The 24,992-nt window shown below is 64.8% G+C and carries 23 protein-coding genes and 1 other RNA gene; 16 read left to right on the top strand and 8 right to left on the bottom strand.

Annotated features, from left to right (window positions below; translation table 11 throughout):
• Window positions 1-56 precede the first annotated feature (56 nt).
• The 3 genes from IN820_RS00870 to IN820_RS00860 form a co-directional block, all read right to left on the bottom strand.
• Window positions 57-782, bottom strand: a complete 726-nt coding sequence (locus IN820_RS00870; RefSeq protein WP_193679157.1) for an OmpA/MotB family protein — start codon at window positions 780-782, stop codon at window positions 57-59.
• Between the two features lies 1 nt (window position 783).
• The gene (locus tag IN820_RS00865; protein WP_193679156.1) at window positions 784-1,593 is read right to left on the bottom strand and encodes a motility protein A; all 810 of its coding nucleotides are present in this window, start codon (window positions 1,591-1,593) and stop codon (window positions 784-786) included.
• A 112-nt stretch (window positions 1,594-1,705) separates the two neighbouring features.
• Window positions 1,706-2,692, bottom strand: a complete 987-nt coding sequence (locus tag IN820_RS00860) for an NAD(P)/FAD-dependent oxidoreductase (protein WP_193679155.1) — start codon at window positions 2,690-2,692, stop codon at window positions 1,706-1,708.
• A gap of 369 nt (window positions 2,693-3,061) precedes the next feature.
• Between IN820_RS00860 and ffs the strand changes: the two genes are divergently transcribed.
• The 3 genes from ffs to efp all read left to right on the top strand — a co-directional run bounded on the left by ffs (window position 3,062) and on the right by efp (window position 5,129).
• Window positions 3,062-3,158: signal recognition particle sRNA small type (ffs, locus tag IN820_RS00855), an RNA gene on the top strand.
• A 219-nt stretch (window positions 3,159-3,377) separates the two neighbouring features.
• Complete coding sequence (gene earP, locus IN820_RS00850; RefSeq protein ID WP_193679154.1) at window positions 3,378-4,517, top strand: elongation factor P maturation arginine rhamnosyltransferase EarP; 1,140 nt, start codon at window positions 3,378-3,380, stop codon at window positions 4,515-4,517.
• Between the two features lie 45 nt (window positions 4,518-4,562).
• The gene (efp, locus tag IN820_RS00845) at window positions 4,563-5,129 is read left to right on the top strand and encodes an elongation factor P (protein WP_003296422.1); all 567 of its coding nucleotides are present in this window, start codon (window positions 4,563-4,565) and stop codon (window positions 5,127-5,129) included.
• 493 nt (window positions 5,130-5,622) lie between these two features.
• Here efp and IN820_RS00840 read toward each other — a convergent pair whose 3' ends face one another.
• Together IN820_RS00840 and IN820_RS00835 are read right to left on the bottom strand one after the other, a co-directional pair.
• Window positions 5,623-7,071 (bottom strand): SLC13 family permease, encoded by a 1,449-nt coding sequence (locus IN820_RS00840; protein WP_193679153.1) that lies wholly within the window; start codon window positions 7,069-7,071, stop codon window positions 5,623-5,625.
• Between the two features lie 665 nt (window positions 7,072-7,736).
• The gene (locus IN820_RS00835; RefSeq protein WP_193679152.1) at window positions 7,737-9,086 is read right to left on the bottom strand and encodes a class II 3-deoxy-7-phosphoheptulonate synthase; all 1,350 of its coding nucleotides are present in this window, start codon (window positions 9,084-9,086) and stop codon (window positions 7,737-7,739) included.
• A gap of 133 nt (window positions 9,087-9,219) precedes the next feature.
• Between IN820_RS00835 and IN820_RS00830 the strand changes: the two genes are divergently transcribed.
• Window positions 9,220-9,969 (top strand): spermidine synthase, encoded by a 750-nt coding sequence (locus IN820_RS00830; RefSeq protein WP_193679151.1) that lies wholly within the window; start codon window positions 9,220-9,222, stop codon window positions 9,967-9,969.
• 351 nt (window positions 9,970-10,320) lie between these two features.
• Window positions 10,321-12,483, top strand: coding sequence for a methyl-accepting chemotaxis protein (locus IN820_RS00825; protein ID WP_193679150.1), 2,163 nt, complete (start codon window positions 10,321-10,323; stop codon window positions 12,481-12,483).
• Between the two features lie 261 nt (window positions 12,484-12,744).
• On the opposite strand, the gene fabB is transcribed toward IN820_RS00825, so the two are convergent.
• Window positions 12,745-13,962 (bottom strand): beta-ketoacyl-ACP synthase I, encoded by a 1,218-nt coding sequence (gene fabB, locus IN820_RS00820; RefSeq protein WP_193679149.1) that lies wholly within the window; start codon window positions 13,960-13,962, stop codon window positions 12,745-12,747.
• Between the two features lie 11 nt (window positions 13,963-13,973).
• Window positions 13,974-14,489, bottom strand: a complete 516-nt coding sequence (gene fabA, locus IN820_RS00815) for a 3-hydroxyacyl-[acyl-carrier-protein] dehydratase FabA (RefSeq protein ID WP_193679148.1) — start codon at window positions 14,487-14,489, stop codon at window positions 13,974-13,976.
• A gap of 420 nt (window positions 14,490-14,909) precedes the next feature.
• Between fabA and IN820_RS00810 the strand changes: the two genes are divergently transcribed.
• The 9 genes from IN820_RS00810 to IN820_RS00770 all read left to right on the top strand — a co-directional run bounded on the left by IN820_RS00810 (window position 14,910) and on the right by IN820_RS00770 (window position 21,526).
• A complete protein-coding gene (locus tag IN820_RS00810) occupies window positions 14,910-15,932 on the top strand; it encodes an NAD(P)H-dependent glycerol-3-phosphate dehydrogenase (RefSeq protein ID WP_193679147.1) in 1,023 nt (340 codons plus the stop codon).
• Window positions 15,933-15,956: 24 nt separating this feature from the next.
• On the top strand, window positions 15,957-16,304 hold the full coding sequence (locus IN820_RS00805; RefSeq protein WP_193679146.1) for a DUF4389 domain-containing protein: 348 nt from the start codon (window positions 15,957-15,959) through the stop codon (window positions 16,302-16,304).
• Window positions 16,301-16,759 carry a phosphohistidine phosphatase SixA gene (gene sixA, locus IN820_RS00800; RefSeq protein WP_193679145.1) on the top strand — a complete coding sequence of 153 codons (459 nt, stop codon included), beginning with the start codon at window positions 16,301-16,303 and terminating at the stop codon, window positions 16,757-16,759. The genes IN820_RS00805 and sixA overlap by 4 nt, the downstream gene beginning before the upstream one ends.
• Before the next feature lie 283 nt (window positions 16,760-17,042).
• The gene (locus IN820_RS00795) at window positions 17,043-17,486 is read left to right on the top strand and encodes a hotdog fold thioesterase (protein ID WP_193679144.1); all 444 of its coding nucleotides are present in this window, start codon (window positions 17,043-17,045) and stop codon (window positions 17,484-17,486) included.
• 140 nt (window positions 17,487-17,626) lie between these two features.
• The gene (locus IN820_RS00790) at window positions 17,627-18,436 is read left to right on the top strand and encodes an alpha/beta fold hydrolase (RefSeq protein WP_193679143.1); all 810 of its coding nucleotides are present in this window, start codon (window positions 17,627-17,629) and stop codon (window positions 18,434-18,436) included.
• On the top strand, window positions 18,433-19,290 hold the full coding sequence (locus IN820_RS00785; RefSeq protein WP_193679142.1) for an alpha/beta hydrolase: 858 nt from the start codon (window positions 18,433-18,435) through the stop codon (window positions 19,288-19,290). Before IN820_RS00790 ends, IN820_RS00785 begins: the two co-directional genes overlap by 4 nt.
• Window positions 19,291-19,390: 100 nt before the next feature.
• Entirely contained in the window at window positions 19,391-19,540 is a 150-nt protein-coding gene (locus IN820_RS00780; RefSeq protein ID WP_193679141.1) for a thioredoxin domain-containing protein, read from the top strand.
• A gap of 8 nt (window positions 19,541-19,548) precedes the next feature.
• On the top strand, window positions 19,549-20,352 hold the full coding sequence (locus IN820_RS00775) for a DUF4892 domain-containing protein (RefSeq protein ID WP_193679140.1): 804 nt from the start codon (window positions 19,549-19,551) through the stop codon (window positions 20,350-20,352).
• Between the two features lie 82 nt (window positions 20,353-20,434).
• A complete protein-coding gene (locus tag IN820_RS00770) occupies window positions 20,435-21,526 on the top strand; it encodes an AI-2E family transporter (RefSeq protein WP_193679139.1) in 1,092 nt (363 codons plus the stop codon).
• 117 nt (window positions 21,527-21,643) lie between these two features.
• Here the strand turns inward: IN820_RS00770 and IN820_RS00765 are convergent, their stop codons facing one another.
• Entirely contained in the window at window positions 21,644-22,633 is a 990-nt protein-coding gene (locus IN820_RS00765) for a patatin-like phospholipase family protein (protein WP_193679138.1), read from the bottom strand.
• 194 nt (window positions 22,634-22,827) lie between these two features.
• Here IN820_RS00765 and selD point away from each other — a divergent pair, with 194 nt between their 5' ends.
• Both selD and mnmH read left to right on the top strand, forming a co-directional pair.
• Complete coding sequence (selD, locus tag IN820_RS00760) at window positions 22,828-23,862, top strand: selenide, water dikinase SelD (RefSeq protein WP_193679137.1); 1,035 nt, start codon at window positions 22,828-22,830, stop codon at window positions 23,860-23,862.
• Window positions 23,862-24,986, top strand: a complete 1,125-nt coding sequence (gene mnmH / locus IN820_RS00755; protein ID WP_193679136.1) for a tRNA 2-selenouridine(34) synthase MnmH — start codon at window positions 23,862-23,864, stop codon at window positions 24,984-24,986. The genes selD and mnmH overlap by 1 nt, the downstream gene beginning before the upstream one ends.
• Window positions 24,987-24,992 lie beyond the last annotated feature (6 nt).

Here is a 24,992-nt window from a genome sequence, read left to right as displayed (position 1 = left end):
GGCTTGAGGCTTGAGGCTTGAGGCTTGAGGCTTGAGGCTTGAGGCTTGAGGCTTCCTCAAGGCTTGTCCGGCTGGGTCTGCATGATCAGTTCGACGCGACGGTTGCTGGCGCGCCCCTGTTCGTTGCCGTTGTCGCCGAGCGGTCGGGTGTCGGCGTAGCCGGTAGCGCTCATGCGCGTCGCGTCGATGCCGGCGAGCTGCAGGTAGCGCACCACGCTGCTGGCTCGGCTGGCCGAGAGTTCCCAGTTGGAAGGGAAGCGTTCGGTCTGGATCGGCAGGTTGTCGGTATGACCCTCGACGAGTATCCGGTGCTGGCCCGCCGCCAGGGTTGGAATCAGGCGGTCGATCACGTCCAGCCCGGCATTTTCCAGCTCGGCCTGGCCGGAACCGAAGAGAATCTCGCTGTTGATGCGAAAGCTGATGCTGCCGTCGTTGACGATCACCTCGATGTCTTCCCCCAGATCCATCGCCAGCGCCTCGCGCGCATCCACCTCGGCAGGTGTGGCGATTGCCGGGTTGGCGACGATCGGGGGTATCGGCTGGGCCGATGCCGCAAGCTCCAGGGGTTGCTCGCTCAGGGTCTGGTCCTGGGCGCTGGCGCCTGTGGCGGCCCGGGCGTGCTGGCCGTCACCCTTGCCGGCCAGGGCGAGCATGACCACCAGCATCACCAGCAGCAGGGTGAGCATGTCCAGATAGGTCAGCAGCCAGGCTTCCTGTTCCTCTTCCTGGCGCGGCTCGATATGCCACTTGGCAAAACGACCGCGCGGTGATTGCCCGTTCACTTCAGGCGTCCTGCGGCTTGATGCGTTGGGCGCCATTGCCGCCGTCGCGGATCTCGTCATCGTGATGGGCGATGAAGGACCTCAGGGTCTCACGCATGTACGCCGGGCTGCGGCGGTTGCACATCATCGAGATGCCCTGCATCACCAGGTTCATCAATGCGACGCGCTGTTCGGTACGGCGCTCGAGTTTCACGGCCACCGGCTTGAGGATCAGGTTGGCCAGCAGCACGCCATAGAAGGTGGTCATCAGCGCCACGGCGAGGCTGCGACCGATCAGTTCCATGTCGCCGCTGCCGAGCATGAACATCAGATTGATCAGCCCGACCAGCGTGCCGATCATGCCGAACGCCGGCGCATAGCTGGCCATGGCGCGGAACAGTTGCGCCTCGGCGTTTTCCCGGGCGCGCAACTGGGCGATGCGCCATTGCATCACGTCGAGGATGTCCTCTTCCGGGGTATTGTCGATCACCAACTGCACCCCGGTGCGCAGGAACGGATTGCTGACCTTCTCCACCGCACGCTCGACCGCCGGCAGGTCGCCGCTGATCCACAGCCGGGAGATCTGCACCAGTTCTTCCAGATCCTGGCGGGTGTACAGCCGCTCGTTGCGCAGCACCGTCCAGATCAACCCGAACACCCGCATGACCTCCCGGAGCGGGTAGCTGATGAACGTCGCGGCCAGGGTGCCGACGAGCACGATGCCGAGGCTGGGCAGATCGATGTACAGCGACGGATCTTCCGCAGCGAACAGCATCACGACTGTCAGCAGTCCAATACTCGCAATAATGCCGATCAGGGTTGAGGGGTTCATCGACACTCCGGTCATGGCGGGGCTGAAACGCACGATAATAGCATTGCGCTATCGAGCCCGGCAGCCAGCGGCGGGACTGCCCACAGGAAACGACGTGTTCTGGCGCTTGCGCTCAGAGATTCTCCAGCAGCTTGCGCGCCGCTTCCTGGCCGCTGAGCCAGGCGCCTTCGACTCGGCCGGACAGGCACCAGTCGCCGCACGCATACAGGCCCAGCCGTGCATCGGCCAGGGCGCTCCACTCATGCGCCTGGGTCGGGCGGGCATACAGCCAGCGATGCGCCAGCGTGAATTCCGGGGCCGGCACCACGCAGTCGATGAGCTCGGCGAAGGCTCCAAGCAGGCGCTCGGTCACGGCTTCCTTGGAGAGATCCAGATGCTGACGGCTCCAGCCGCTGGTGCCATGCAGCACCCAGCTGTCGAGGTGGCCGTCGCGCCCCGGCTTGCTGCGATTGCGTGCGATCCAGTCCAGCGCATCGTCCTGCACGAAACAGGCTTCCAGCGTGGTGTTCAGCGGCGCGGCAAAGCCCAGCGCGACCGCCCAGGTCGGCTCCATCGCGACACTGGCGGCCACGGCGGCGAGCTTGGGTGCGGTAGCCAGCAGTGCGGCGGCCTGGGGCGCGGGAACGGCGATGATCACCTGGCTGAATGGGCCGTGGCTGGCCCCGTCGGCATCGACCAGCGTCCAGTATTCCTCGCCGCGGAAAACCTCGGTGATTCGGCAACTGAAGGTGACCGGCAGATCGCCCAGCAGGCCACCGGTGATCGCACCCATGCTCGGCGTGCCGACCCAGCGCAATTGCTCGTCGGCGGAGGGGGCCAACTGGCCGTCACGGGCCTGGAACAGGTTGGGCGACCATTGCTCGGCCCAGCCTTCGGTCTGCCATTGGCGCACGGCCTCGGTGAAACGGCGGTCGCGGGCGGTGAAATACTGTGCGCCCATATCGAGCGAACCGGCCTCGCTGCGCTTGCTGGCCATGCGGCCGCCGCTGCCGCGGCTCTTGTCGAACAGGTGTACCGTTTGCCCCGCATCGTGCAGGGTTCGGGCTGCGCAAAGCCCGGCGATACCGGTACCGATGATGGCGATTGAAGCCTTGCTCATGATTACCTCGTATGCTGGTGCCATCGACTGCGCAGGCCGTTCGGCGCCGCGCAGCATAGTTTCGTGACAAACATTCGATGTTGTTTAAGGACTCTGCTCATCCTCGAACAGACTGCTGTCTTTGACTAGGGTCGATTCGACGCAATGCGGCAAACAGGAGCCCTGTCGTCGATGTTGCTGACCGACGGTAGCCGGCTGGAGCCTCTGCTGCGGCCAGGCGTTTCGGGCCCGCGACCCGGCAAGTTCGCTGCAAACAGCTTGCCGCTTTTTCAGCGCTCGGCAGTGTTCTCCAACCGATGGTTGTAAGTTGCTGATAAGCCGGTACAATGGCGCCGCTCGCCGCCAGGCGGGTTTTGTTATGGTGGGCCCTGCCGGTCCCCTCGCAACGATCAGCCGTGAACCCGGTCAGGCCCGGAAGGGAGCAGCCGCAGCGGTGACATTGTGTGCCGGGGTGTGGCTGGTAGGGTTCACCTCCATAACGACAGTCCTCTTCCTCCTTTCTCCCTTGTTTCTTTCATTCTGCGCCTCAGCGGGCTCGGGCGGATTTCGTGTGCCTTCTCGATCGCGTTGTGCAAGCGCGCGCTCGTGGCGATCATCGGCCAACGACCTGCCCGTACCCTGTATTCTGCGCAGACATTCCTGCAATACCGAAATGGCCGGAATCTCTTGTTCAAGGAGCATGGGTTTGTCTGTCAAAGCAAGCTGGGATATTTTCTGCGCCGTCGTGGACAACTTCGGCGATATTGGCGTGACCTGGCGCCTGGCCCGCCAGTTGGTGGCCGAGCATGGTCAGCAGGTGCGGCTGTGGGTGGATGACCTGGACACCTTCGCCCGGCTTTGCCCCACGGCCAGTGCCACTGCCGAGCAGCAGATGCACGAGGGCGTGGAGGTGCGGCGCTGGTCGAAGGCATGGCCCGGCGCGGAACCTGCCGATGTGGTCATCGAGGCGTTCGCCTGCGAACTGCCGCGGCCCTATATAAATGCCATGGCCGCGAGCGGCCGGCGCATCCTCTGGCTGAACCTCGAGTACCTCAGTGCCGAGGACTGGATCGTCGGCTGCCACGCCTTGCCATCGCTGCAGGCCAGCGGTTTGCAGAAATACTTCTTCTTTCCCGGCTTCGAAGCGCAAACCGGTGGTCTGATTCGCGAAGCCGATCTGCTGCGACGGTGCGCGGACTACCAGGCCGACTCCGCGCGGCGTGCGGATTTCCTGGCCGGGCTCGGCGTGGTGCGGCAACCCGGAGCGCGCCTGCTTTCGCTGTTCGCCTACGAGAATTCGGCGGTAGCCGGCTGGCTGAATGCCCTGGCGGGCGATTCGCGCACCAACCAGCTGCTGGTGCCGGAGGGCAGGGTGCTCGGCGATGTCGCCGCCTGGCTGGGCGTGTCGATGCTGCAGGCGGGTGACTGCCATCAGCGCGGCAATCTGCAAGTAGTAGTCGTGCCGTTCCTAACCCAGGACGAGTACGACCTGCTGCTATGGAGCTGCGATTTCAACGCCGTGCGCGGCGAGGAATCCTTCATCCGCGCCCAGTGGGCCGGCCGGCCGCTCGTGTGGCATATCTACCCGCAGGAAGATGATGCCCACTGGGACAAGCTCGGCGCTTTTCTCGACCTTTACACCCATGACCTGCCCCCTGCAGCCAATGCCGCGCTGCGCGATTTCTGGCGCGCCTGGAATGCCGGGGAGGGGGCCGGTGAAACCTGGAGCGCTCTGCTGCGCGAATATCCCGCACTGCTGGAGCACGCACAGGCGTGGACGCACAAGCAGGTCGCCAACGGCGATCTGGCCGGAAAGCTGGTGTTTTTTTACACAGATTGGCTATGATACGCGGCCTGTTTTTTTGTCTCTAATTCCATTTCGGATATTCGTATGAAAACCGCACAAGAGTTCCGTGCCGGCCAGGTGGCCATCATCAACGGCGCACCCTGGGTCATCCAGAAAGCCGAGTTCAACAAGTCCGGCCGTAACAGTGCCGTGGTCAAGATGAAGCTGAAGAACCTGCTCAACGGTTCCGCCACCGAGACCGTATACAAGGCCGACGACAAGCTGGAGCCGGTAATTCTCGAGCGCAAGGAAGTGACCTACTCCTACTTCGCCGACCCGCTCTACGTCTTCATGGACGAAGAGTTCAACCAGTACGAAATCGAGAAGGACGACCTCGAAGGCGTGATGACCTTCATCGAAGACGGCATGACCGACGTCTGCGAAGCCGTCTTCTACAACGACAAGGTGATCTCGGTCGAACTGCCGACCACCATCGTTCGCGAAATCGTCTACACCGAGCCGTCCGTACGCGGCGACACTTCCGGCAAGGTCATGAAGACCGCCCGCCTGAAGAACGGTGCCGAGCTGCAGGTTTCCGCCTTCTGCGAAATCGGTGATTCGATCGAGATCGATACCCGCACCGGCGAGTACAAATCCCGCGTCAAGGCCTGATAGCCCGGCGGTGACATGAAAAGCCCGGCTTCGCGCCGGGCTTTTTGTTTTGGCTCTGTCCGAGTTGGCTGTTGCGGATGGACATATCCCTGTAGGAGAGGGCGGGGACGCCGAGTCCATGCCCGCGAATATTCCAGCGCGCAAAGCTTCGCGGGCACGGCCCGCTCCTACGGACGTTCAGAACACCTCTACACTTCGAGCAACACGCAATTGGGACAGAGCCTCTTGTTTTGGCTCTGTCCGAGTTGGCTGTTGCGGATGGACGTACCCCCTGTAGGAGAGGGCGGGGACGCCGAGTCCATGCCCGCGAATATTCCAGCGCGCAAAGCTNCGCGGGCACGGCCCGCTCCTACGGACGCTCAGAACACCTCGACACTTCGAGCAACACGCAATTGGGACAGAGCCTTTGTTTTTGCTGTTGCTGTAGGCCAGCTTGCTGGCGACCCTGGCGAATCGCCGTGATGATCGCCTGCAAGCTCCTGCAGAGGCCTGTTCAGTTCGTCCAGATCCAGCCGACCAGGCCGTAACACAGCAGCGTGACCAGCACTACGCCGAACAGGTTGATGGCGAACCCCGCCTTGATCATCGACTGGATGCGCATCTGCCCGGTACCGAAGACGATGGCGTTCGGTGGTGTCGCAACCGGCATCATGAACGCGCAACTGGCGGCGATGGCGGCGGGAATCGCGAGCATTTCCGGCGGCAGGCCCTGAGCCACGGCCAGGGCGCCGAGCAGCGGCAGGAAGGCGGCTGCGGTCGCGGTGTTGGATGTGATCTCGGTGAGGAAGGTGATCACCAGCGCAACCAGGCCGATCATCAGGATCAGCGGCAACACGCCGAAGCCGCCCAGGCTCTGCGCGATCCACTGGGCCAGGCCGGAAGCGCCGATCACGCCGGCCAGTGACAGGCCGCCGCCGAACAGCAGCAGTACGCCCCAAGGCGCTTTGTTGGCCGTATCCCAGTCCAGCAGGAAGATGCGCTGGCGCCGGTCAACCGGAATCAGGAACAGCAACAGCGCGGCCGCCATGGCGATACTGGTGTCGTTCACGCCGTCGACGTGTTCGGCCAGCAACGGCTGGAAGATCCATGCCAGCGCCGCCAGGGTGAAGACCACGGCGACCATCTTCTCCGCCTTGGACATCGGGCCGAGTTCGGCCATCTCCTTTTCCAGCATCGCGCGGCTGTCGCCACCGGCCAGCCTGAAGCCACCACGAACCAGCCACCACCAGATGAACAGCAGCATGCCGATGCTCACCGGCAGGCCCAGCAACATCCACTGGCCGAAGCCGATGTGCACGTCGTAGTTTTCGCGCAGGAAGGCAGCCAACAGCGCATTGGGCGGGGTACCGATCAACGTGGCGATGCCGCCGACACTGGCGGCGTAGGCAATGCCGAGCAGCAGTGCGACGGCGAAGCGCTCGCCTTCACGCGCGTCGCTGTCGGCCACCAGCAGGCTGATCACCGACAAGCCGATCGGCAGCATCATGATGCTGGTGGCGGTGTTGCTCACCCACATGCTGATGAACGCGGTGGCGATCATGAAGCCGGCGATCTGGCGACTCGGCGCATTGCCCATTGCCAGCAGGGTCGCCAGGGCAATGCGCTTGTGCAGGTTCCAGCGCTGCATCGCCAGGCCGAGCAGGAAGCCGCCGAGAAAGAGGAAGATCGTAGGGTTGGCGTACGGGGCGGTGGCCCTGGCCAGGGTGTCGATGCCCAGGATGGGGATCAGCAGGATCGGCAGCAAAGAGGTGGCCGGGATCGGAATCGCCTCGGTCGACCACCAGACGGCCATCAGCGCCGCCATGCCGACCGTCAGCCAGGCGGTTTCGGACAAGCCTGCCGGCGGGTCGGTCAGGATGCATAGCAGCAAGAGCAGTGGCCCGAGAAACAGGCCGATGGAGGCGGCTATGGCGGCTCCCTTGTTCTGTGGTGAATCGGTCATGCGGGGTGTTTCCTCTAAACGATGGCCCGGCTGCGAGAGGGCGTAGGGGAATCCGGGTCAAATGCGGCGCGAATTCTATCAGCCATTAGTTAGCTGGCGAGTTAACGATGTTGCTAATTATTAGTGACCTATGAAGGTCGAACCTGCCGCGATGAAGCAATCGAGCGTTAGACCGCGTGGCCCCTTGCCGTGCCGGCCTTCCGTCGTCCGGCGTGGCGGCATGGCGGGAGCTGACGGTTGGCCTAACTGCGCTGTGCTTTCCTGGCGCCATGGGCGGGTACGAGCCGCCGCGCATTCGGCCGTGGGAGCCCAGGGACGACGAGTCCGCGCTGGATCGCGAGCAAGCCGGCTCTCATCAAACATAAAATAACGCTTTGTTTTTATCGGATAAATTTAGAGATTTCGCCAGTCCGTAGGGTGGGCAACGGCGAAGCCTTGCCCACGCGTCTGCCGGGTATGAACGCGGATTATCCTTTTGCCCCATCGGTAGGAGCCCGCTTGCGGGCGAGCCGCCGCAACGCCGATGATCGCCAACAAGGACTCGGCATCCCCCCCCGGGGCTCCTGCGGGCGCGGTGCGCACATGCGGCTTTCTCGGGGCTGCACCCTGTTTGCTGCCGACAGCGCTGCGACGAAGATGCGCAGGCGCCTCCTGCATGCTCTGCTTCAATGCGGTCGCAGTTGCTTCAGCGTCTCGGCGATCATGAAGGCCATCTCCAGCGACTGGTCGGCATTGAGCCGTGGATCGCAATGGGTGTGGTAGCGGTCGCTGAGGCCGGCCTCGGTGATCGGGCGTGAGCCGCCGATGCACTCGGTGACGTTCTGTCCGGTCATCTCGATATGGATGCCACCGGGATAACTGCCCTCGGCCCGGTGCACGTCGAAGAACTGCCGCACCTCGGCCAGCACCCGCTCGAAATCCCGCGTCTTGTAACCGCTGGAGGCCTTCATGGTGTTGCCGTGCATCGGGTCCGAGCTCCACAGCACCTGGCGCCCTTCGTTCTGCACTGCGCGGATCAGGCGTGGCAGGCCGGCTTCGACCTTGTCGGCACCCATGCGCACGATCAGGTTGAGGCGGCCGGGGTCGTTCTCCGGGTTGAGGGTGTCGATCAGGCGGATCAGCTCCTCGCTGTCCATGCTCGGGCCGACCTTGACCCCGATGGGGTTGCCCACCCCGCGCAGGAATTCCACGTGCGCGCCGTCCAGTTGGCGGGTACGGTCGCCGATCCAGAGCATGTGTGCCGAGCAGTCGTACCAGTCGCCAGTGAGGCTGTCCTGGCGGACGAAGGCCTGCTCGTAGTTGAGCAGCAGGGCTTCGTGAGCGGTGAAGAAGCTGGTCTCGCGCAGCTGGGGGGCATCGTCCAGGCCGCAGGCGCGCATGAACTTCAGCGTCTCGTCGATACGGGCGCCGAGCTGATGGTATTTCTCGGCCAGCAGCGAGTTGGCGATGAAATCCAGGTTCCACTGGTGCACCTGGTGCAGGTCGGCGAAACCGCCCTGGGCGAAGGCGCGCAGCAGGTTGAGGCTGGCCGTGGATTGGTGATAGGCCTGCAGCAGGCGCTCCGGGTCCGGCACACGGCTCTTGGCATTGAAGTCGATGCCGTTGACGATATCGCCGCGGTAGGCGGGCAGGCTGACGCCGTCGATGGTCTCGTTGCCGGCCGAGCGCGGCTTGGCGAACTGGCCGGCCATGCGCCCGACCTTCACCACCGGACAGCCAGCGGCGAAGGTCATGACGATGGCCATCTGCAGCAGCACCTTGAAGGTGTCGCGGATCTTGGTGGCGGAGAACTCGGCGAAACTCTCGGCGCAGTCGCCGCCCTGGAGCAGGAAGGCCCGGCCCTGGGCTACCGCGGCGAACTGTCGGCGCAACTCGCGGGCCTCCCCGGCGAAAACCAGTGGCGGCAGGCCGGCGAGGGTCTTCTCGACGCGTTCCAGATGCCCGGCATCGGGGTACTCGGGTTGCTGCTGGATCGGCTTGGCCCTCCAGCTCTCGGGACTCCAGGTGTGCTTCATGGTCGTTCCATTTCCGGTAAGTGCGGCGATTTTACCTGAAGCGCCCTGGCGCCGTTGATAGCCATGACCTATCGGCCTGTTAAGATGCGCCATCACCGGCACGCGGTACGGGCCGGGATTTTCGGAGAGCGTCATGGATAAAGAGGAGCAGTTGCTGGCCGAGGTGCGCGACGCGTTCGGGCTCATTCGCGTGCTGCAGGTCGGGGACTATCGCTTCCTCGAATTCGGCGCGGCTGTCGAGCAGAGCTGCGTATTCACCGCCGATCCCAGCTGGCTGGAGTACGATTACACCCGCGCCATGCTGCTTGGCGGTCTCTGTCATCCCGCGCCGGAGACGGCGCTGTTTCTCGGCCTGGGGGCGGGCAACCTGACCCAGGCCTGCCTGCGGTTCCTGCCGCTGGAGGATGTCGAAGTCATCGAGCTGCGTCCCGCCGTGCCGGAGCTGGCGATGCGCTACCTGGGGCTGCAGAACGACGCGCGGCTGTATATCCGCATCGGCGATGCCACCGAGCTGCTGGATACCGCCGAGAATGCCGACCTGATCTTCGTCGATCTCTACAACGATGCCGGGCCGGATGCCGCGCATCTGGCCTGGGCTTTCCTCAAGCGTTGCCAGGAAAAGCTCAATCCGGGCGGCTGGCTGATCATCAACCAGTGGGGCACCTCCGACAACAAGCCGCTGGGTGCTGCGCTCCTGCGCGGGCTGTATCACCGCCATTACTGGGAATGCCCGGTCAAGGAGGGCAACGTGGTGCTGCTGGTGCCAGCTGATCTCGACCAGGAGCTGGATGAGGTGGGGCTGCGTCAGCGTGCCGATGCACTGGCAGCGTCCCTGGGTTATTCACTTGATTCCCTGATTGGTGCGCTACGCCCCGCCAGTTGACCGTGTTCGTTCTTGGTGCGTTTTTGCTGTCCACCTCGTTGTTCTTGTGCTTTCGTGGTGCGTTATTATTCGAAGACGAACCGGTAGCCGGTACGAATTTTTGCCTGTAAGCAGGCGCGTGGGTCTGCAACGCCGTGCTGGTGCGTCCGCTGCCGATCCCCATTCGCGGGCCGCTTGCACAATGATTCGATTGCCGACAATGCCCGACCCCTTCTGACGGTGCCGTGTTTGCACCACAAAGATGCGGGGGTGGGTTCGAATAGGCGAGCTGCGGGATTTATCGGTACCCGACCATGCTGGTCTGTTAATTGCACTTCGCCAGTATGTTTGTCGGCAGTAAGGAACCGGTCCGTGACCCATCTTCAAAGCAAGCAGATGCACCTCTCCGCCCGCGAACGTAGCTGGCTGCCGTGGTTCGGAGGGACCGGCAAGCTGGCGATGCGCTGGTCGTGCTGGTTGAATCGCGGCGTGTATCCAGTCGTCGAGCAGGTCTTCGAAGGTGTTGCCCAATCCCGCGTGCGGATACTGCAGAACTGGGTGGGCGCCCACTGGGAGCATCTGGCCGACCTGGCCGGCAACCTGGGCGAAGCCTTCGCCCATGTCGATGCCGACACGCTGGAGAAGAAGCGCGCGCAACTACCGGACCTGTCCGAGCTGTTCGTCATCGATCCACAGGGCCGGGTGCTGGCTTCCACCTGCGCCGTCCATGTCGGACAACAGGACCTCGACGGCAAGGCCGTGGCGCAGGGCCTGAGCAAGCCGTTCCTGCATGGCCCTTATCGCGATCCGCTGACCCAGCGCCTGGGCGCGACCACCTCGCGCTTCCACGATGCGGTGACGCTGATGTTCTACCAGCCCGTGCAGGTGGGCGGGAAAACGCTCGGCTGCATCTGCGCGCGGGTGCCCAACGATGTGCTCGGCGACTTGATCCAGCGCGAGGCCGGGCACGTCTATCCCGAATCGGGCGACAACTACCTGTTCATGGTCGAATCGCGCTTCGACAGCCACATCCAGCCCGGCACGGCCTTGTCGCGCTCGCGCTTCGAGGATTCCACCTTCAGCCACGGCGAGAACCTCAAGAGCGGCGTGCATACCAAGTGGGGCACGGTCAGCGTGCAGCAGCACACCGAGCTGGAGCTGCGCTTCACCGATCCGGCCACCGGGCAGTTGCACCCGGGCGTGCGCGAAACCATCGCCAAGGGCTCGAACCTGTTCGTCACCTATCCCGGCTATTCCGACTACCGGCACATCCCGGTAATCGGCAAGGGGGTCACCTTCCAGCTGCAGGGCTCGCCGGACCGCTGGGGCATGATGTGCGAGGCCGACCTGGAGGAAGTCTATCGTCGCCGCTCGCTGAGCGTCGGCCTGATGAAGACCTATCTGACCACCGTGACCACGCTGTTCGTCATCGGCGGCTTGCTGCAGGCGTTCAGTGGCCTGTCGCAGACCATGCTCTACGTGCTCAACGGCCTGCTGCTGGTGCTCGGTGCCTGGGCCTTCGCCTCGTTCGGCCCGCGACGGCTGGCGGCGCGCATGCATGAAATGACCGAGGTGATCCGGACCCTGGCCGAAGGCGAAGGCAACCTGCGCCAGCGCGTCGACAGCAGCACCATGCAGCGCGACGAGAGTGGCGACATGGGACGCTGGATCAACAGTTTCATCGACAGCCTGGACGGCGTGGTCGGGCAGGTCATCCAGGTATCCAGGCATGTTCGCCAGGACAACGAAGTGATGCTCGCACGCAGCGGCGAGGCGGGGCAGACCACCAGCGAAGTCGCCGAATCGATCCACCAGCTGTTGCTGCTGGTTGAGGAGCAGCTGGGCGAAATCCAGCAGGCCTCCATGACGGCCGAGGAAATGAAGGCCGCCATGGACGAAGTGATGAGCCGCGCCCGCGAACGCTTTGCCACCGTGCGCGAAGGCACCGAATCCATCCGCGACGTGGTTCAGCGCTCCGCCCAGAGCGTGCAACTGCTCGATAGCCGCATGGGCGAAATCGATGAGATCGTCGGGCTGATCAGCGACATCACCACGCAGACCAACCTGCTGGCGTTGAATGCCGCGATCGAGGCCGCCCGTGCCGGCGATCACGGTCGCGGTTTCGCCGTGGTGGCCGGCGAGGTGCGCTCGCTGGCCCAGCGCACCGCCAAGGCGGCCGAGGACATCCGGCACAAGGTGGAGAGCCTGCAGGCCGAGACCCGCCAGGCGGTGTCCTTCATGGAAGGCGGCGTGCAAAACGTCGACAGCAGCCTGCGCTTGACCGAAGAGGCCTCGTCGGAAAACGTGCACCTGCACCAGACCGTCGAGCGCATGTTCGACATCATCAAGCACCTGAACGAGCGCAGCCTGCACTACGGCCAGACCATACGCGGCGTCGACCAGGCCTCCAGCGAAATGGGCCAGACCCTTGGCGTACTGCAGGACAGCGCCGAGCGCGTGCGCCACACGGCTGGCAAGCTGCAGCAACTGGTGGGGCGTTTCCGCGTCAGCGCCGCCGACAGCGAGGCTGCCTGAGGCTCATGGCTATGCCCGAATCAGTTCAGAAGGCTCGGAGCCTTGTAGCCTTGTAGGGTGGGCTTCAGCCCACCGAGAACGCCACCATTGCCTAGCCGTGGTGGCTTCAGCCCACCAGGAACATCGTCATCGTCCCATCATGGTGGGCTGAAGCCCACCCTACGGGTCTCTCTGCGCCAACCCTGCATCGATTGGCCGAAACGAAAAACGGCGCCTGTCGGGGCGCCGTTTTCGTGATTGGCATCAAGCCATTGACCGGGCTCAGCCCTTCCAGCGCTTGAGCACCAGGGTGGCGTTGGTGCCGCCGAAGCCGAAGCTGTTGCTCATCACGGTGTCGATCTGCGCGTTCTCGCGGGTTTCGCGCAGGATCGGCATGTCGGCGACTTCCGGGTCCAGCTCGGCGATGTTGGCCGAGCCGGCGATGAAGTTGCCTTCCATCATCAGCATCGAGTAGATCGCCTCGTGAACGCCCGCGGCGCCCAGGGAGTGACCGGACAGGCTCTTGGTCGAGCTGATGGTCGGTACCTTGTCGCCGAACATGTTGCGCACCGCCTTGATCTCGGCGACGTCGCCCACCGGCGTGGAGGTGCCGTGGGTGTTGAGGTAGTCGATCGGGCCTTCGACGGTGGACATCGCCTGCTGCATGCAGCGCAGCGCGCCTTCACCGCTGGGTGCGACCATGTCGTAGCCGTCGGACGTCGCGCCGTAGCCGACGATTTCCGCGTAAATCTTGGCGCCGCGCTTGAGCGCATGCTCCAGCTCTTCGACTACCACCATGCCGCCGCCGCCGGCGATGACGAAGCCGTCACGCTTGGCATCATAGGCGCGCGAAGCCTGCTCCGGCGTCTCGTTGTACTGGCTGGAGAGGGCCCCCATGGCGTCGAACAGGCAGCTCTGGCTCCAGTGCTCTTCTTCGCCGCCACCGGCGAAGACCACGTCCTGCTTGCCCATCTGGATCTGCTCCATGGCGTGGCCGATGCAGTGAGCACTGGTGGCGCAGGCCGAAGCGATGGAGTAGTTGATGCCCTTGATGCGGAACGGGGTGGCCAGGCAGGCGGATACGGTGCTGCTCATGGTGCGCGGTACGCGGTATGGGCCGATGCGCTTGACGCCCTTGTCGCGCAGGATGTCGATGGCTTCCATCTGGTTGATGGTGGAAGCGCCGCCCGAACCGGCGATCAGGCCGATGCGCGGATTGGAGATGTCGTCGGCGCTGAAGCCGGCATCCTTGACCGCCTGCTCCATGGCCAGGTAGGCGTAGGCCGCGGCGTCGCCCATGAAGCGCAGGACCTTGCGGTCGATGAGTTCTTCGAGGTTCAGATTGACGGAGCCGGAAACCTGGCTGCGCAGACCCATGTCCGCATAGGCCTGGTTGAAGCGGATACCGGGGCGGCCGGCGCGCAGGTTGCCGGAGACGGTCTCTTTGTCATTGCCCAGGCAGGAAACGATACCCAGGCCGGTGATCACGACGCGACGCATGCGGATGTCCTTCAAAAGCTGTCGGTAGAGGAGAACAGGCCGACGCGCAAGGCTTCGGCACTGTAGATCTCGCGGCCATCAACACTGACGGTGCCGTCGGCGATGCCGAGGATCAGCGAGCGGTTGATGGTGCGCTTGATGTGGATGTTGTAGGTGACCTTCTTGGCGGTCGGCAGGACCTGGCCGAAGAATTTCACCTCGCCCGAACCGAGGGCGCGGCCGCGGCCGGGGTTGCCCTGCCAGCCCAGGTAGAAGCCAACCAGCTGCCACATGGCATCGAGGCCCAGGCAGCCGGGCATGACCGGATCGCCTTCGAAATGGCAGGCAAAGAACCAGAGATCGGGGTTGATGTCCAGCTCGGCGACCAGCTCGCCCTTGCCATACTTGCCGCCCACTTCGCTGATGTGAACGATGCGGTCGACCATCAGCATGTTCGGTGCGGGCAGTTGCGCATTACCGGGACCGAAGAGTTCGCCGCGGCTGCAACGAAGCAGGTCTTCCCGAGTAAAGGCGTGTTGTTTGGTCATGCGTATTCCTCAATGGGCCCCTTGTGGAGGGCTTTGCTGCTTACATACCGGGCCGAGAATTCGAGGCCTGATCATCAAGACTAGTCATAGACTGCCGCGTTGTGGCTAAAGTCACAGCCTGGCAACAGCGACGCCATTCAACCCGTAGCTGCGGCTGAACGACGCAAAGACAGAAACGGGCGGCTACTTTAACACTCCTGGCCGTCCAACGAGGACCTTGCGACAGCATGTCCTGTATAGACAAACGTTGCACTAAGGGTTGCAAACCCTCATCGATTGCCGGTGCGCGGTTGTGCATCGGCAGCCGAAGTAACTGTAACCGGATGATTTTCGCAGGTTCGGGCTTTGCGCTGGCCCCCCCCGATACGCTACGTATAATGCTCGGCACTGCCATTTCGGATGGCCAATGACGGAAACCACATGACACGACAGCAACCCATTGCAGTGCTCGGAGGCGGTAGTTTCGGTACCGCGATAGCCAACCTGCTGGCCGAGAACGGCCATCATGTCCTGCTCTGGATGCGCGATGCGGAGCAGGCCGAAAGCATCCGTGTCCAGCGCCAGAACCCGCGCTATCTGAAAGGAATCGACATCCTGCCGCAGGTGCAGGCCACCACCGATCTGCAGCAGACGCTGAACGACTGCGCGCTGATCTTCGTCGCGCTGCCGTCCAGCGCGCTGCGCCAGGCGCTGCAGCCGTTCTCCGCGCAATTGGCCGGCAAGCTGCTGATCAGTACCACCAAGGGCATCGAGGCCGAAGGCTTCATGCTGATGAGCCAGATTCTCGAAGAGATCGCGCCGCAGGCACGTATCGGCGTACTGTCCGGTCCCAACCTGGCTCGCGAAGTCGCTGAGCACGCCCTGACCGCGACCGTCGTCGCCAGCCACGACGAGGCACTGTGCCGTCACGTGCAGGAGGTATTGCACGGCCGGACTTTCCGCGTCTATGCCAGTGCCGACCGCTTCGGCGTCGAACTGGGCGGCGCGCTGAAGAATGTCTACGCGATCATGGCCGGCATGGCCGCGGCCCTGGGCATGGGCGAGAACACCCGCAGCATGCTGATCACCCGCGCGCTGGCGGAAATGACCCGCTTCGCGGTGAAGCTCGGCGCCAATCCCATGACCTTTCTCGGCCTGGCCGGGGTCGGCGACCTGATCGTGACCTGCACGTCGCCCAAGAGCCGCAACTTCCAGGTGGGCCATGCCCTCGGCGAGGGGCTGAGCCTGGACGAGGCGGTTTCCCGGCTCGGCGAGGTGGCGGAGGGCGTCAATACCATCAAGGTGCTCAAGCGCAAGGCCGAGGAACTGCAGGTCTACATGCCGCTGGTCGCCGGCCTGCATGCCGTCCTGTTCGAGGGACGTACGCTCGATCAGGTCATCGAACTGCTGATGCGCGGCGAGCCCAAGACCGACGTGGATTTCATATCCACCGACGGCTTCTGAAGCGCACTTCTACTGGAGACTTCCATGAATCAATCCAATCGCAGTACGGAACGCGAGTCGTTGATCCTGCGGGCCGTCTGGATGCTGATCTTCTTCTTCGTCTGGCAAGTCGCCGAACTGGTGCTGCTGGTCGTGGTGGTGCTGCAACTGATCCTGCGCCTGCTCAAGGGGCGGGCGGACGCCAGCCTGCAGGGCTTCGGCGACAGCCTCAGCCAGTACATCGCGCAGATCGGCCGGTTCGCCACCTTCAATACCGAGCGCAAACCCTGGCCGTTGTCCGACTGGCCGGTGCCGCGCCCGGCCGATGTCGACCTGGCGACGGCGGTGCCGCCGCAGCCGCCGACGGAACCGAAGGAAGGGCAGACGCCATGAGGCTCTGGTTGCTGCGCCATGGCGAGGCCGAGCCGCGCGCCCGCACCGATGCCGAACGCAATCTGACCGAACGCGGCCGGCGCGACGTGCGGGATAATGCCGCGCATCTGCGGGGCCGTGCGCTGCAGGCGATTCTGGTGAGCCCGTTCCAGCGTGCGCAGCAGACCGCCGACGAGGTGCGGCGGACGCTGGGCTACGCTGGCCCCTGCGAAACCGTGCCGTGGCTGACGCCGGAGTCCGATCTCGGCGAGGCGCTGCGCCATCTCGATCAGCGCGGCGAGCGTGACCTGCTGCTGGTCACGCACCAGCCATTGGTCGGCAACCTCGGCGGCTGGCTGGTCAACGGCCATCACGGCGAGCCATTGGCGATGGCGACGGCGTCCTTGGCCGAACTCGAGGGCGAAGCGATTGCCGGGGGGCTGATGCGACTGGTGTCGGTGCGTCACGTTCGCTAGGGTAGGCAGGCCTCGCCCGTACCGTTCAGGTCGCGGGCCTGTCTGGTTAGTGGGCCTGTCTGGTTAGTTTGTTAACTCACCGGGCATTATGTTGTAGGAGTCGGCTTGCTGGCGATCATCGCCAATGGTGGTCGGGATCGCCAGCAAGGACCAGGCGTCCCCCAGACTCCTACGCTCGAAAGGCTCTTGCGCTTCTCCCGAGTCGCGGCAAGACGTGGATAAACGAACGTCCAAGACAGACCCTGATGTCCAATAACAACAACACCCGCATGGAGTACGCGCCTTGAGTATCTGGTATCGCCAGCCCGACCTGGAAGAGCTTCACAGCACCCGCAGGAACACCATCAGCGAACTGCTGGATATCCGCTTCGAATCCTTCGACGGTGAGTCCATCACGGCGAGCATGCCGGTCGATGCGCGCACTCATCAGCCCTATGGGTTGTTGCATGGCGGCGCCTCGGTGGTGCTGGCCGAAACCCTCGGCTCCATGGCCAGCTACCACTGCATCGATACCACGAAGTTCTATTGCGTGGGCCTGGAGGTGAACGCCAATCACCTGCGCGGTTTGCGCAGCGGGCGTGTGACCGGGGTCTGCCGGCCGGTGCACCTGGGCCGTTCGACGCACGTCTGGGATATCCGCCTCAGCGGCGAGGATGGCAAGCCGAGCTGCATTTCGCGCCTCACCGTCGCGGTCGTGCCGCTGGACAGGAGCGGCCCCGCGGGCTGATGCAATAGGCAATGGCGGCGCAGGCCGCCATTGCGGCCTGCTGATTGGCCTGAATGCCCTCCCTTCGGCCGGGCCACGTGATTGCCGCCTGCCGAGGGCTGCCAGACAATGTCGGTCCGTTCGTCTCGTACAATGACCCCATGCCGCAACGCATCTTCTTCGCCCACGCCAACGGCTTCCCGGCTGCGACCTATCGCAAGCTGTTCGCTGCCCTCGCGCCCGAATACCGGGTCACGCACATGGATCGGCACGGGCACGATCCGCGCTTTCCGGTGGACGACAACTGGAACAACCTGCTGGACGAACTGTTCGAGCAGCTCGCGCGCCTGGACGAGCCGGTCTGGGGTGTCGGCCACTCGTTCGGCGGCATGCTGCATTACCGCGCCGCGCTGCTGCGCCCGGAGTTCTACCACGGCGTGGTGATGCTCGACTCGCCGCTTCCGACCTGGTTCGACCAGACGGTCATCTGGGCCGCCAAGCGCCTGGGTTTCATCGACCGGCTGACGCCGGCCGGGCGCACGCTGGGCCGGCGCGAGCAGTTCGCCAGCGCCGAGGAGGCGCGGGTCTACTTCGCCGGCAAGTCGCTGTTTCGCGGCTTCGACCCCGACTGCCTGGAAGCCTATATCGAACATGGCCTCGAGCCGACCGGGCAGGGCATGCGCCTGCGCTTCGATCCGCAGACCGAGATCCGCATCTATCGCAGCGTGCCACACGTGACGCCCGGCTGGCCGCCGGCGCTGAAGATTCCGCTGGCCATGGTGCGCGGCCGCGACAGCCGCGTGGTGTTGCCGCACCACGGTTATCTGCTGCGGCTGATGTCGCGGGGTGAAGCGCACAGCCTGCCGGGCGGGCACATGTTCCCACTGGAGCGCCCGCAGGATACCGCCGACCTGCTCAGACGGCTGTTCGGCCGCTGGCGCCATCGCGAAATCGCACAGGGGGCCGCATGAACGTGCCGTTCGAGGAAGTCCGCCTGAGCCTGCCGCACATCGAGGTGGCCGCCCATCTCTACGGGCCGGAGGACGGCAGGCCGGTCATCGCCCTGCATGGCTGGCTGGACAATGCCGCCACCTTCAGCCGGCTGGCGCCGCGCCTTCCGGGGTTGCGCATCGTCGCCCTGGACCTGCCCGGGCATGGCCATTCCGAGCACCGCCCGGCAGGCGCGGGCTACAACATCTGGGACTACGTGCACGACGTGCTGCAGGTCGCCGAACAGTTCGGCTGGCAGCGCTTCTCCCTGCTGGGGCACTCCATGGGGGCGATCGTCTCGGTGCTGCTCGCCGGCGCCATGCCCGAGCGGGTCGAGCGGCTGGCGCTGATCGACGGCGTGATTCCCTATACCGGCGAGGCGGACAGCGCGCCGCAGAAGCTGGGCGAAGCGCTCGCGGCACTGCTGGCCGTGGACGACAAGCGCAAGCCGGTCTACGCCACCTTCGAGCAGGCGGTGAAGGCCCGCATGAAAGGCGTGGGCGCGGTCAGCCAGGAGGCGGCCGAACGGCTTGCGCAGCGCGGGCTGATGCCGGTGCCGGGCGGGTACACCTGGCGCACCGATGCGCGGCTGATGCTGCCTTCGCCGCTGCGCCTGACGTACGCCCATGCCCAGGCGTTCGTCGCCCGGATCGCCTGTCCCGCCAGCCTGGTGCTGGCCGAGCAGGGCCTGATGACCCAGCCGCAAAGGCAGGCGTTCGTCGAAAGCCTGCCCTTCGCGGTACATCGGCTGCCCGGCGGGCATCACCTGCATCTGGACGACGAGGCGGGGGCGCAGGCGGTCGCGGCGGTGTTCCACCCGTTCCTGCACGGCTGAATACCTCCGGGGCGCTGCAAGACTCTGTCGCAAAGCCTTGCTTGACTTGCTTTTGCCAACTGGCGAGGCTGGGAGGCATCGTCCCAGCCGAGACACCGCAATGATCGAACCGTACAGTGCCGCGCCGCCCAATGGACACAGGATTTCCAATGCCCTGGAAGAGCCTGGTCCGGATTACCGGCCGTTCGTTTCGAGATCAGGCGGTGGCGACGAGCAGGTGAAAACCGCCCAGTCGATGGTGACCCGTTGAGGAGTCTTATGCGAGGAGCATGGATAGCCGGGCTGGCGCTCGCCGGCAGTGCCGCATGGGCGGCGGATGTGCCCGGCAGTGCCGATCTCGAGGTGCTGCCGCGTTTCGCCCAGGCGCAGATCATCGATTATCGGCAAGCGCAGGTGCAGGAGCGCCTGTATCCGCAGGATTCGATTCGTCGTATCAGCGGCAACCTGCGCATGGCGGCGCAGGTCGTGGCGTCCGGCAACCTGACCGCGATCACCTACCAGCTGCCCGCCGTGCACAGCGGGATCGAAGCCTTTACCCAGGCCCGTGGCGAGCTGCTGCGGCAGAACGCGGAATTGCTGTTCTGGTGCGAAGGCCGCGAGTGCGGCTCCAGCAGCCTGTGGGCCAATTCGATCTTCGGCAAGGCCATGCTCTATGGCCCGGAGGGTCAGCAGGCCTACTTGCTGGCGCGCCTGCCCGACGCCGCCGACAGCCTGGTGGCGCTTTACGGGGTAACCCGCGGCAATGGCCGGCCGTATCTGCATGTCGAACAGTTGCAGCCGGACCAGCCGCTGGACGAGGTCCTGCCGACCGCGGCCACGCTGTTGCGCCAGTTGCGCAGCACCGGCGAGTTGCGCCTGCCGCGCCTGGCGGACGAGCCGACGGCCGATTGGGGACAGCTGCTGGCCAATGTCCTCAGGCTGGACAGCACCATGCGCGTCAGCCTCGCCGGACGTGCCGCGGTCGCCTGGCGCGAGGCGCTGGTCGGCGAGCGGATTCGCGCCGCGCGGCTGGAAGTGGATGACTCGCAAGAGCCGGGTTTGCTCATCCGGCACTTGCGCTGATCCTTCGGGGCGGTTGCAATAGCCGCTTCGGCTGGCACGCCTTCGAAAGGCGCGCCGGCTTTTCTCGGTAGAGTGCCTGTGCATGCTCAACAATGATCGCCTGCTGGTGCAGATACTGCTTCTGGTTCTGCTGGGTGCCTGTCTCTGGGTGCTGGCGCCGTTCGCCTCGGCGCTGTTCTGGGCGGCTGTGCTGGCGTTCGCCAGTTGGCCGGTGATGCGCCTGCTGACGCGCCGCTTGAACGGCAATGCGACACTGGCGGCCGGGGTGCTGACCTTCGGCTGGATGGTGCTGGTGGCGATTCCGCTGGTCTGGCTGGGGTTCAACATCGCCGACTACATCCGCGAGGCCAATGCGCTGCTGCACAACCTGCAGGTCGACGGGCTGCCAGCGCCACCGCAGTGGTTTGGCGAAGTGCCGCTGGTCGGCGAGCGCCTGGTGGCGTTCTGGCAAACCGTGGACGAGCAGGGTACCGCGCTGATCGCCAGCATCCGCCCCTACATCGGTCAGGTCGCCAACTGGATGCTGGTGCGCAGCGCGCGGATCGGCGGCGGCATGCTCGAACTGGCGCTGAGCCTGGTGCTGGTGTTCTTCTTCTATCGCGACGGCCCGCAACTGGCGGCGTTCGTGCACAGCCTGCTGCATCGTCTGATCGGCAATCGCGCCGATCACTACCTGGAACTGGTCGCCGGAACGGTGCAGCGGGTGGTCAACGGCGTGATCGGCACGGCCGCGGCGCAGGCATTGCTGGCCTATATCGGCTTCCTCATCGCCGGTATTCCCGGTGCGCTGATGCTCGGCCTGCTGACCTTCGCCTTCAGTTTCCTCATGGTGCCACCGCTGATCTGGGGGCCGGCAGTCGCCTGGCTGGCCTGGCAGGGCGACTACGGCATGGCGATCTTCCTCGGCATCTGGGGCATGTTCATCATCAGCGGCGTGGACAACGTGCTCAAGCCGTACCTGATCAGCCGTGGCGGCAATCTGCCGCTGGTGGTGGTGCTGCTGGGCGTGTTCGGCGGCATCCTCGCCTTCGGTTTCATGGGCCTGTTCCTCGGCCCGACGCTGCTTGCCGTGGCCTATAGCCTGCTGGGCGACTGGCTGATCAAGGAAGTGCCGGAAGCGGCCCACAAGGACGCGGTGCCTGCGCCCCAGGTGCACGAAAGCGCCAAGCCGTAGGGGTAGTCGGGCGCGCGGCGGGCAGATCCGTGGGGCGGCGCTGAAGTGGGTAGGGTGGATGTCGCTTTTTACATCCACCGTGACGCGGCTCGGTGGATCGATGAAGCGCGATCCACCCTACAGCTCCTCTTCGTAGCGCACCAGGGCGTCATGGGCGACGATCCGGCCGAGTGCGATCAGCTCCGGCGCCTTGTAGAACTCGTAGAAGCGGCAGGCCCGCTTGGGGATGTTGACCAGCACGTTCGGCGGGTAGCCGGCGATCTTGTACTGGGCCAGCGATGACTGCATGACGTCGAAGCTCTGGTTGATCAGCTCCAGCAACGAGGCCGGGCCGGTGACATCGATCACCGTCGAGCCTTCCGCCGATTTCGGCGCGCTCTGGCTGGTGGGCGTCGTGGGCGGCTGGTCGCCGCGCATCAGTTCGTCGGCGCGGATGTCGCCGATCTGATCGGCCAGTTCGCTGTCATCCTTGCGCCAGAACGGGATGTGCGAGCTGATCGAACTCATCATCGCGTCGAAGCGCCCGGGGCGCTCGATTTCCGGCAGCGGATACTGCCTGTGGTTGTTGGCATTGAGGTTGACGGCGATGATCAGGTCGCAATGCGAGGACACCACCGGCACGATCGGCAATGGGTTGAGCAGGCCGCCGTCGACCAGCATGCGGTTGCCCTGCATCACCGGCGTGAACAGGCTCGGAATCGCCGCGGAGGCGCGCATGGCCAGCTCCAGGCTGCCTTCCTGGAACCAGATTTCCTGCTGATTGGTGAGGTCGGTGGCGACTGCGGTGAAGGGAATCGGCAGGTCTTCGATGGCGATCTTGCCGACCATGTCGCGGATGCGCCCGAAGACCTTTTCGCCGCGGATGGCGCCGAGGCTGAAGCTGGGGTCGACCAGACGCAGCAGGTCCAGGTAGTCGAGGTTCTCGATCCAGCTGCGGTATTCCTCGAGCTTGCCCGCCGCGTAGATGCCGCCGACCACCGCGCCCATGGAACACCCGGCGATGCAACCGATCTCATAGCCGCGTGCTTCCAGTTCCTCGATGACCCCGATATGCGCGTACCCCCGCGCACCGCCAGATCCCAGTACCAGTGCAACTTTCTTGCTCATGCGGTTCTCCCTGTGGCACTCGCGTTAGCTTCACGCTTGCTCGAGCCGGCTGCAAGGGGCTGATGCGCCTGTCGTAATGCCGCGGCTTGCCGTCGCCCGCCCTGGAGCCTGCCCGATGGATGCCGCATTCGGCGTATGCGGTGCCGCCTTTGCTACAATCGCGGCCCGTTTGCACGCGCCACGAGAGAGCCCCGATGAGCGAACCGATCCGCCTCACCCAGTACAGTCACGGCGCCGGCTGCGGCTGCAAGATCTCGCCCAGGGTGCTGGACGTGATTCTTGCCGGCAGCGGCGCGCAGAATCTCGACCCGCGCCTGTGGGTCGGCAACGCCTCGCGCGACGACGCGGCGGTGTACGGCATCGACGAGGAGCGCGGCGTGGTCTCGACCACCGACTTCTTCATGCCCATCGTCGATGACCCCTTCGATTTCGGCCGCATCGCGGCGACCAATGCGATCAGCGACATCTACGCCATGGGCGGCGACCCGCTGATGGCCATCGCCATCCTCGGCTGGCCGGTCAACGTGCTGCCGGCGGAAGTGGCCCGCGAGGTCATCGCCGGCGGGCGCGCGGTGTGCGATGCCGCCGGCATCCCGCTCGCCGGCGGCCATTCGATCGATGCACCGGAGCCGATCTTCGGCCTCGCCGTGACCGGCCTGGTGAACAAGCGCCAGATGAAGCGCAACGACACCGCCACCGTCGGCTGCAGGCTGTACCTGACCAAGCCGCTGGGCATCGGCATCCTCACCACAGCCGAGAAGAAGGCCATCTTGCGCGCCGAAGACGTGGGGCTGGCACGCGACTGGATGTGTACGCTGAACACCGCCGGCAGCCGCTTCGGCCAGCTCGCCGGGGTTCGCGCCATGACCGACGTCACCGGCTTCGGCCTGCTCGGCCACCTGGTGGAAATGGCCGACGGCAGCGGCCTGACCGCCGAGATCGACTACGCGCGTGTGCCGCGCCTGCCGGGGGTCGAGTATTACCTCGAGCAGGGCTGCGTCCCGGGCGGCACCCAGCGCAACTTCGACAGCTATGGCGAGCGCATCGCCACGCTCGATGATGCCCACAAACAGCTGTTGTGCGATCCGCAGACCAGTGGCGGCCTGCTGGTGGCCGTGGCGGCGGAAGGCGAGGCGGAGTTTCTCGCCGTCTGCGCCGGGCTCGGCCTGCAGCTCGAGCCCATCGGCCAGTTGGTCGAAGCGCGCGCCCATGCGGTCGAGGTGCGTTGATGCGCGGCGATACCGATGATTTTCGCGCGCTGTTTCTCGACGACGTACCGATGATGGATGCGCGCGCACCAGTGGAATTTTCCAAGGGGGCGTTTCCCGGCGTGGTCAATCTGCCGCTGATGAACGACAGCGAGCGGCAGAAGGTCGGCACCTGCTACAAGCAGCATGGCCAGAAAGCCGCGCTCGACCTGGGTCATCAGCTGGTTTCCGGCAAGGTCAAGGCCGAGCGGATGCAGGCCTGGGCCGATTTCGCCCGGGCCCATCCCGATGGCTACCTGTATTGCTTCCGCGGCGGGCTGCGCTCGCAGATCGTCCAGCAGTGGCTGAAGGACGAGGCGGGCATCGAGTATCCGCGAGTCATCGGCGGCTACAAGGCGATGCGCCATTTCCTGCTGGAAACGCTGGAGCAGGCGGTGCAGCAGTGCGATTTCGTTCTGGTCGGCGGCATGACGGGCACCGGCAAGACCGAGGTGCTGGCGCGGCTCGGCAACAGCCTGGACCTGGAAGGGTTGGCCAACCACCGCGGGTCCAGCTTCGGCAAGCGCGCCACGCCGCAGCCGGCGCAGATCGACTTCGAGAATGCCCTGGCGATCCGCCTGCTGAAGATGCGCGCCGCCGGTACCGAGCAGTTCGTCATCGAGGACGAAGCACGGCTGGTCGGGCGCTGCTCGATTCCGCTGTCGCTGTTCCACGGCATGCAGCAATTCCCCCTGGTCTGGCTCGAAGACAGCCTGGAGGGCCGGGTCGAGCGGATTCTCAAGGACTACGTGATCGACCTCTGCGCCGAATTCATCGCCGAGCAGGGTGAGAGCGGTTTCGCAGCTTTCGCTGAGCGTCTGCAGCAAAGTCTGGTCAATATCAACAAGCGCCTGGGTGGCGAATGCTACCAGCGGCTGGCGTTGATCATGGATCAGGCCCTGGCCGAGCAGGCGCGTAGTGGCGCGGTGGATCTGCACCGGGGCTGGATCGAAGGGCTGCTGAGCGAGTACTACGATCCGATGTACGCCTACCAGCGCGAAAGCAAGGCGGCGCGCATCGAGTTCGCCGGCGAACAGCAGGCGGTAGTCGAGTATCTGCAGCACCGCCGCGCGAGAAGCGATAGTGATTGCACAACAGCGAACTGAGGGATG

The sequence above is a fragment of the Pseudomonas lopnurensis genome, assembly GCF_015070855.1.
GTDB classification, from domain to species: domain Bacteria; phylum Pseudomonadota; class Gammaproteobacteria; order Pseudomonadales; family Pseudomonadaceae; genus Stutzerimonas; species Stutzerimonas lopnurensis.
Note: the sequence above shows the minus strand (reverse complement) of the source record. Positions and strands in the feature narration are given on the sequence as shown.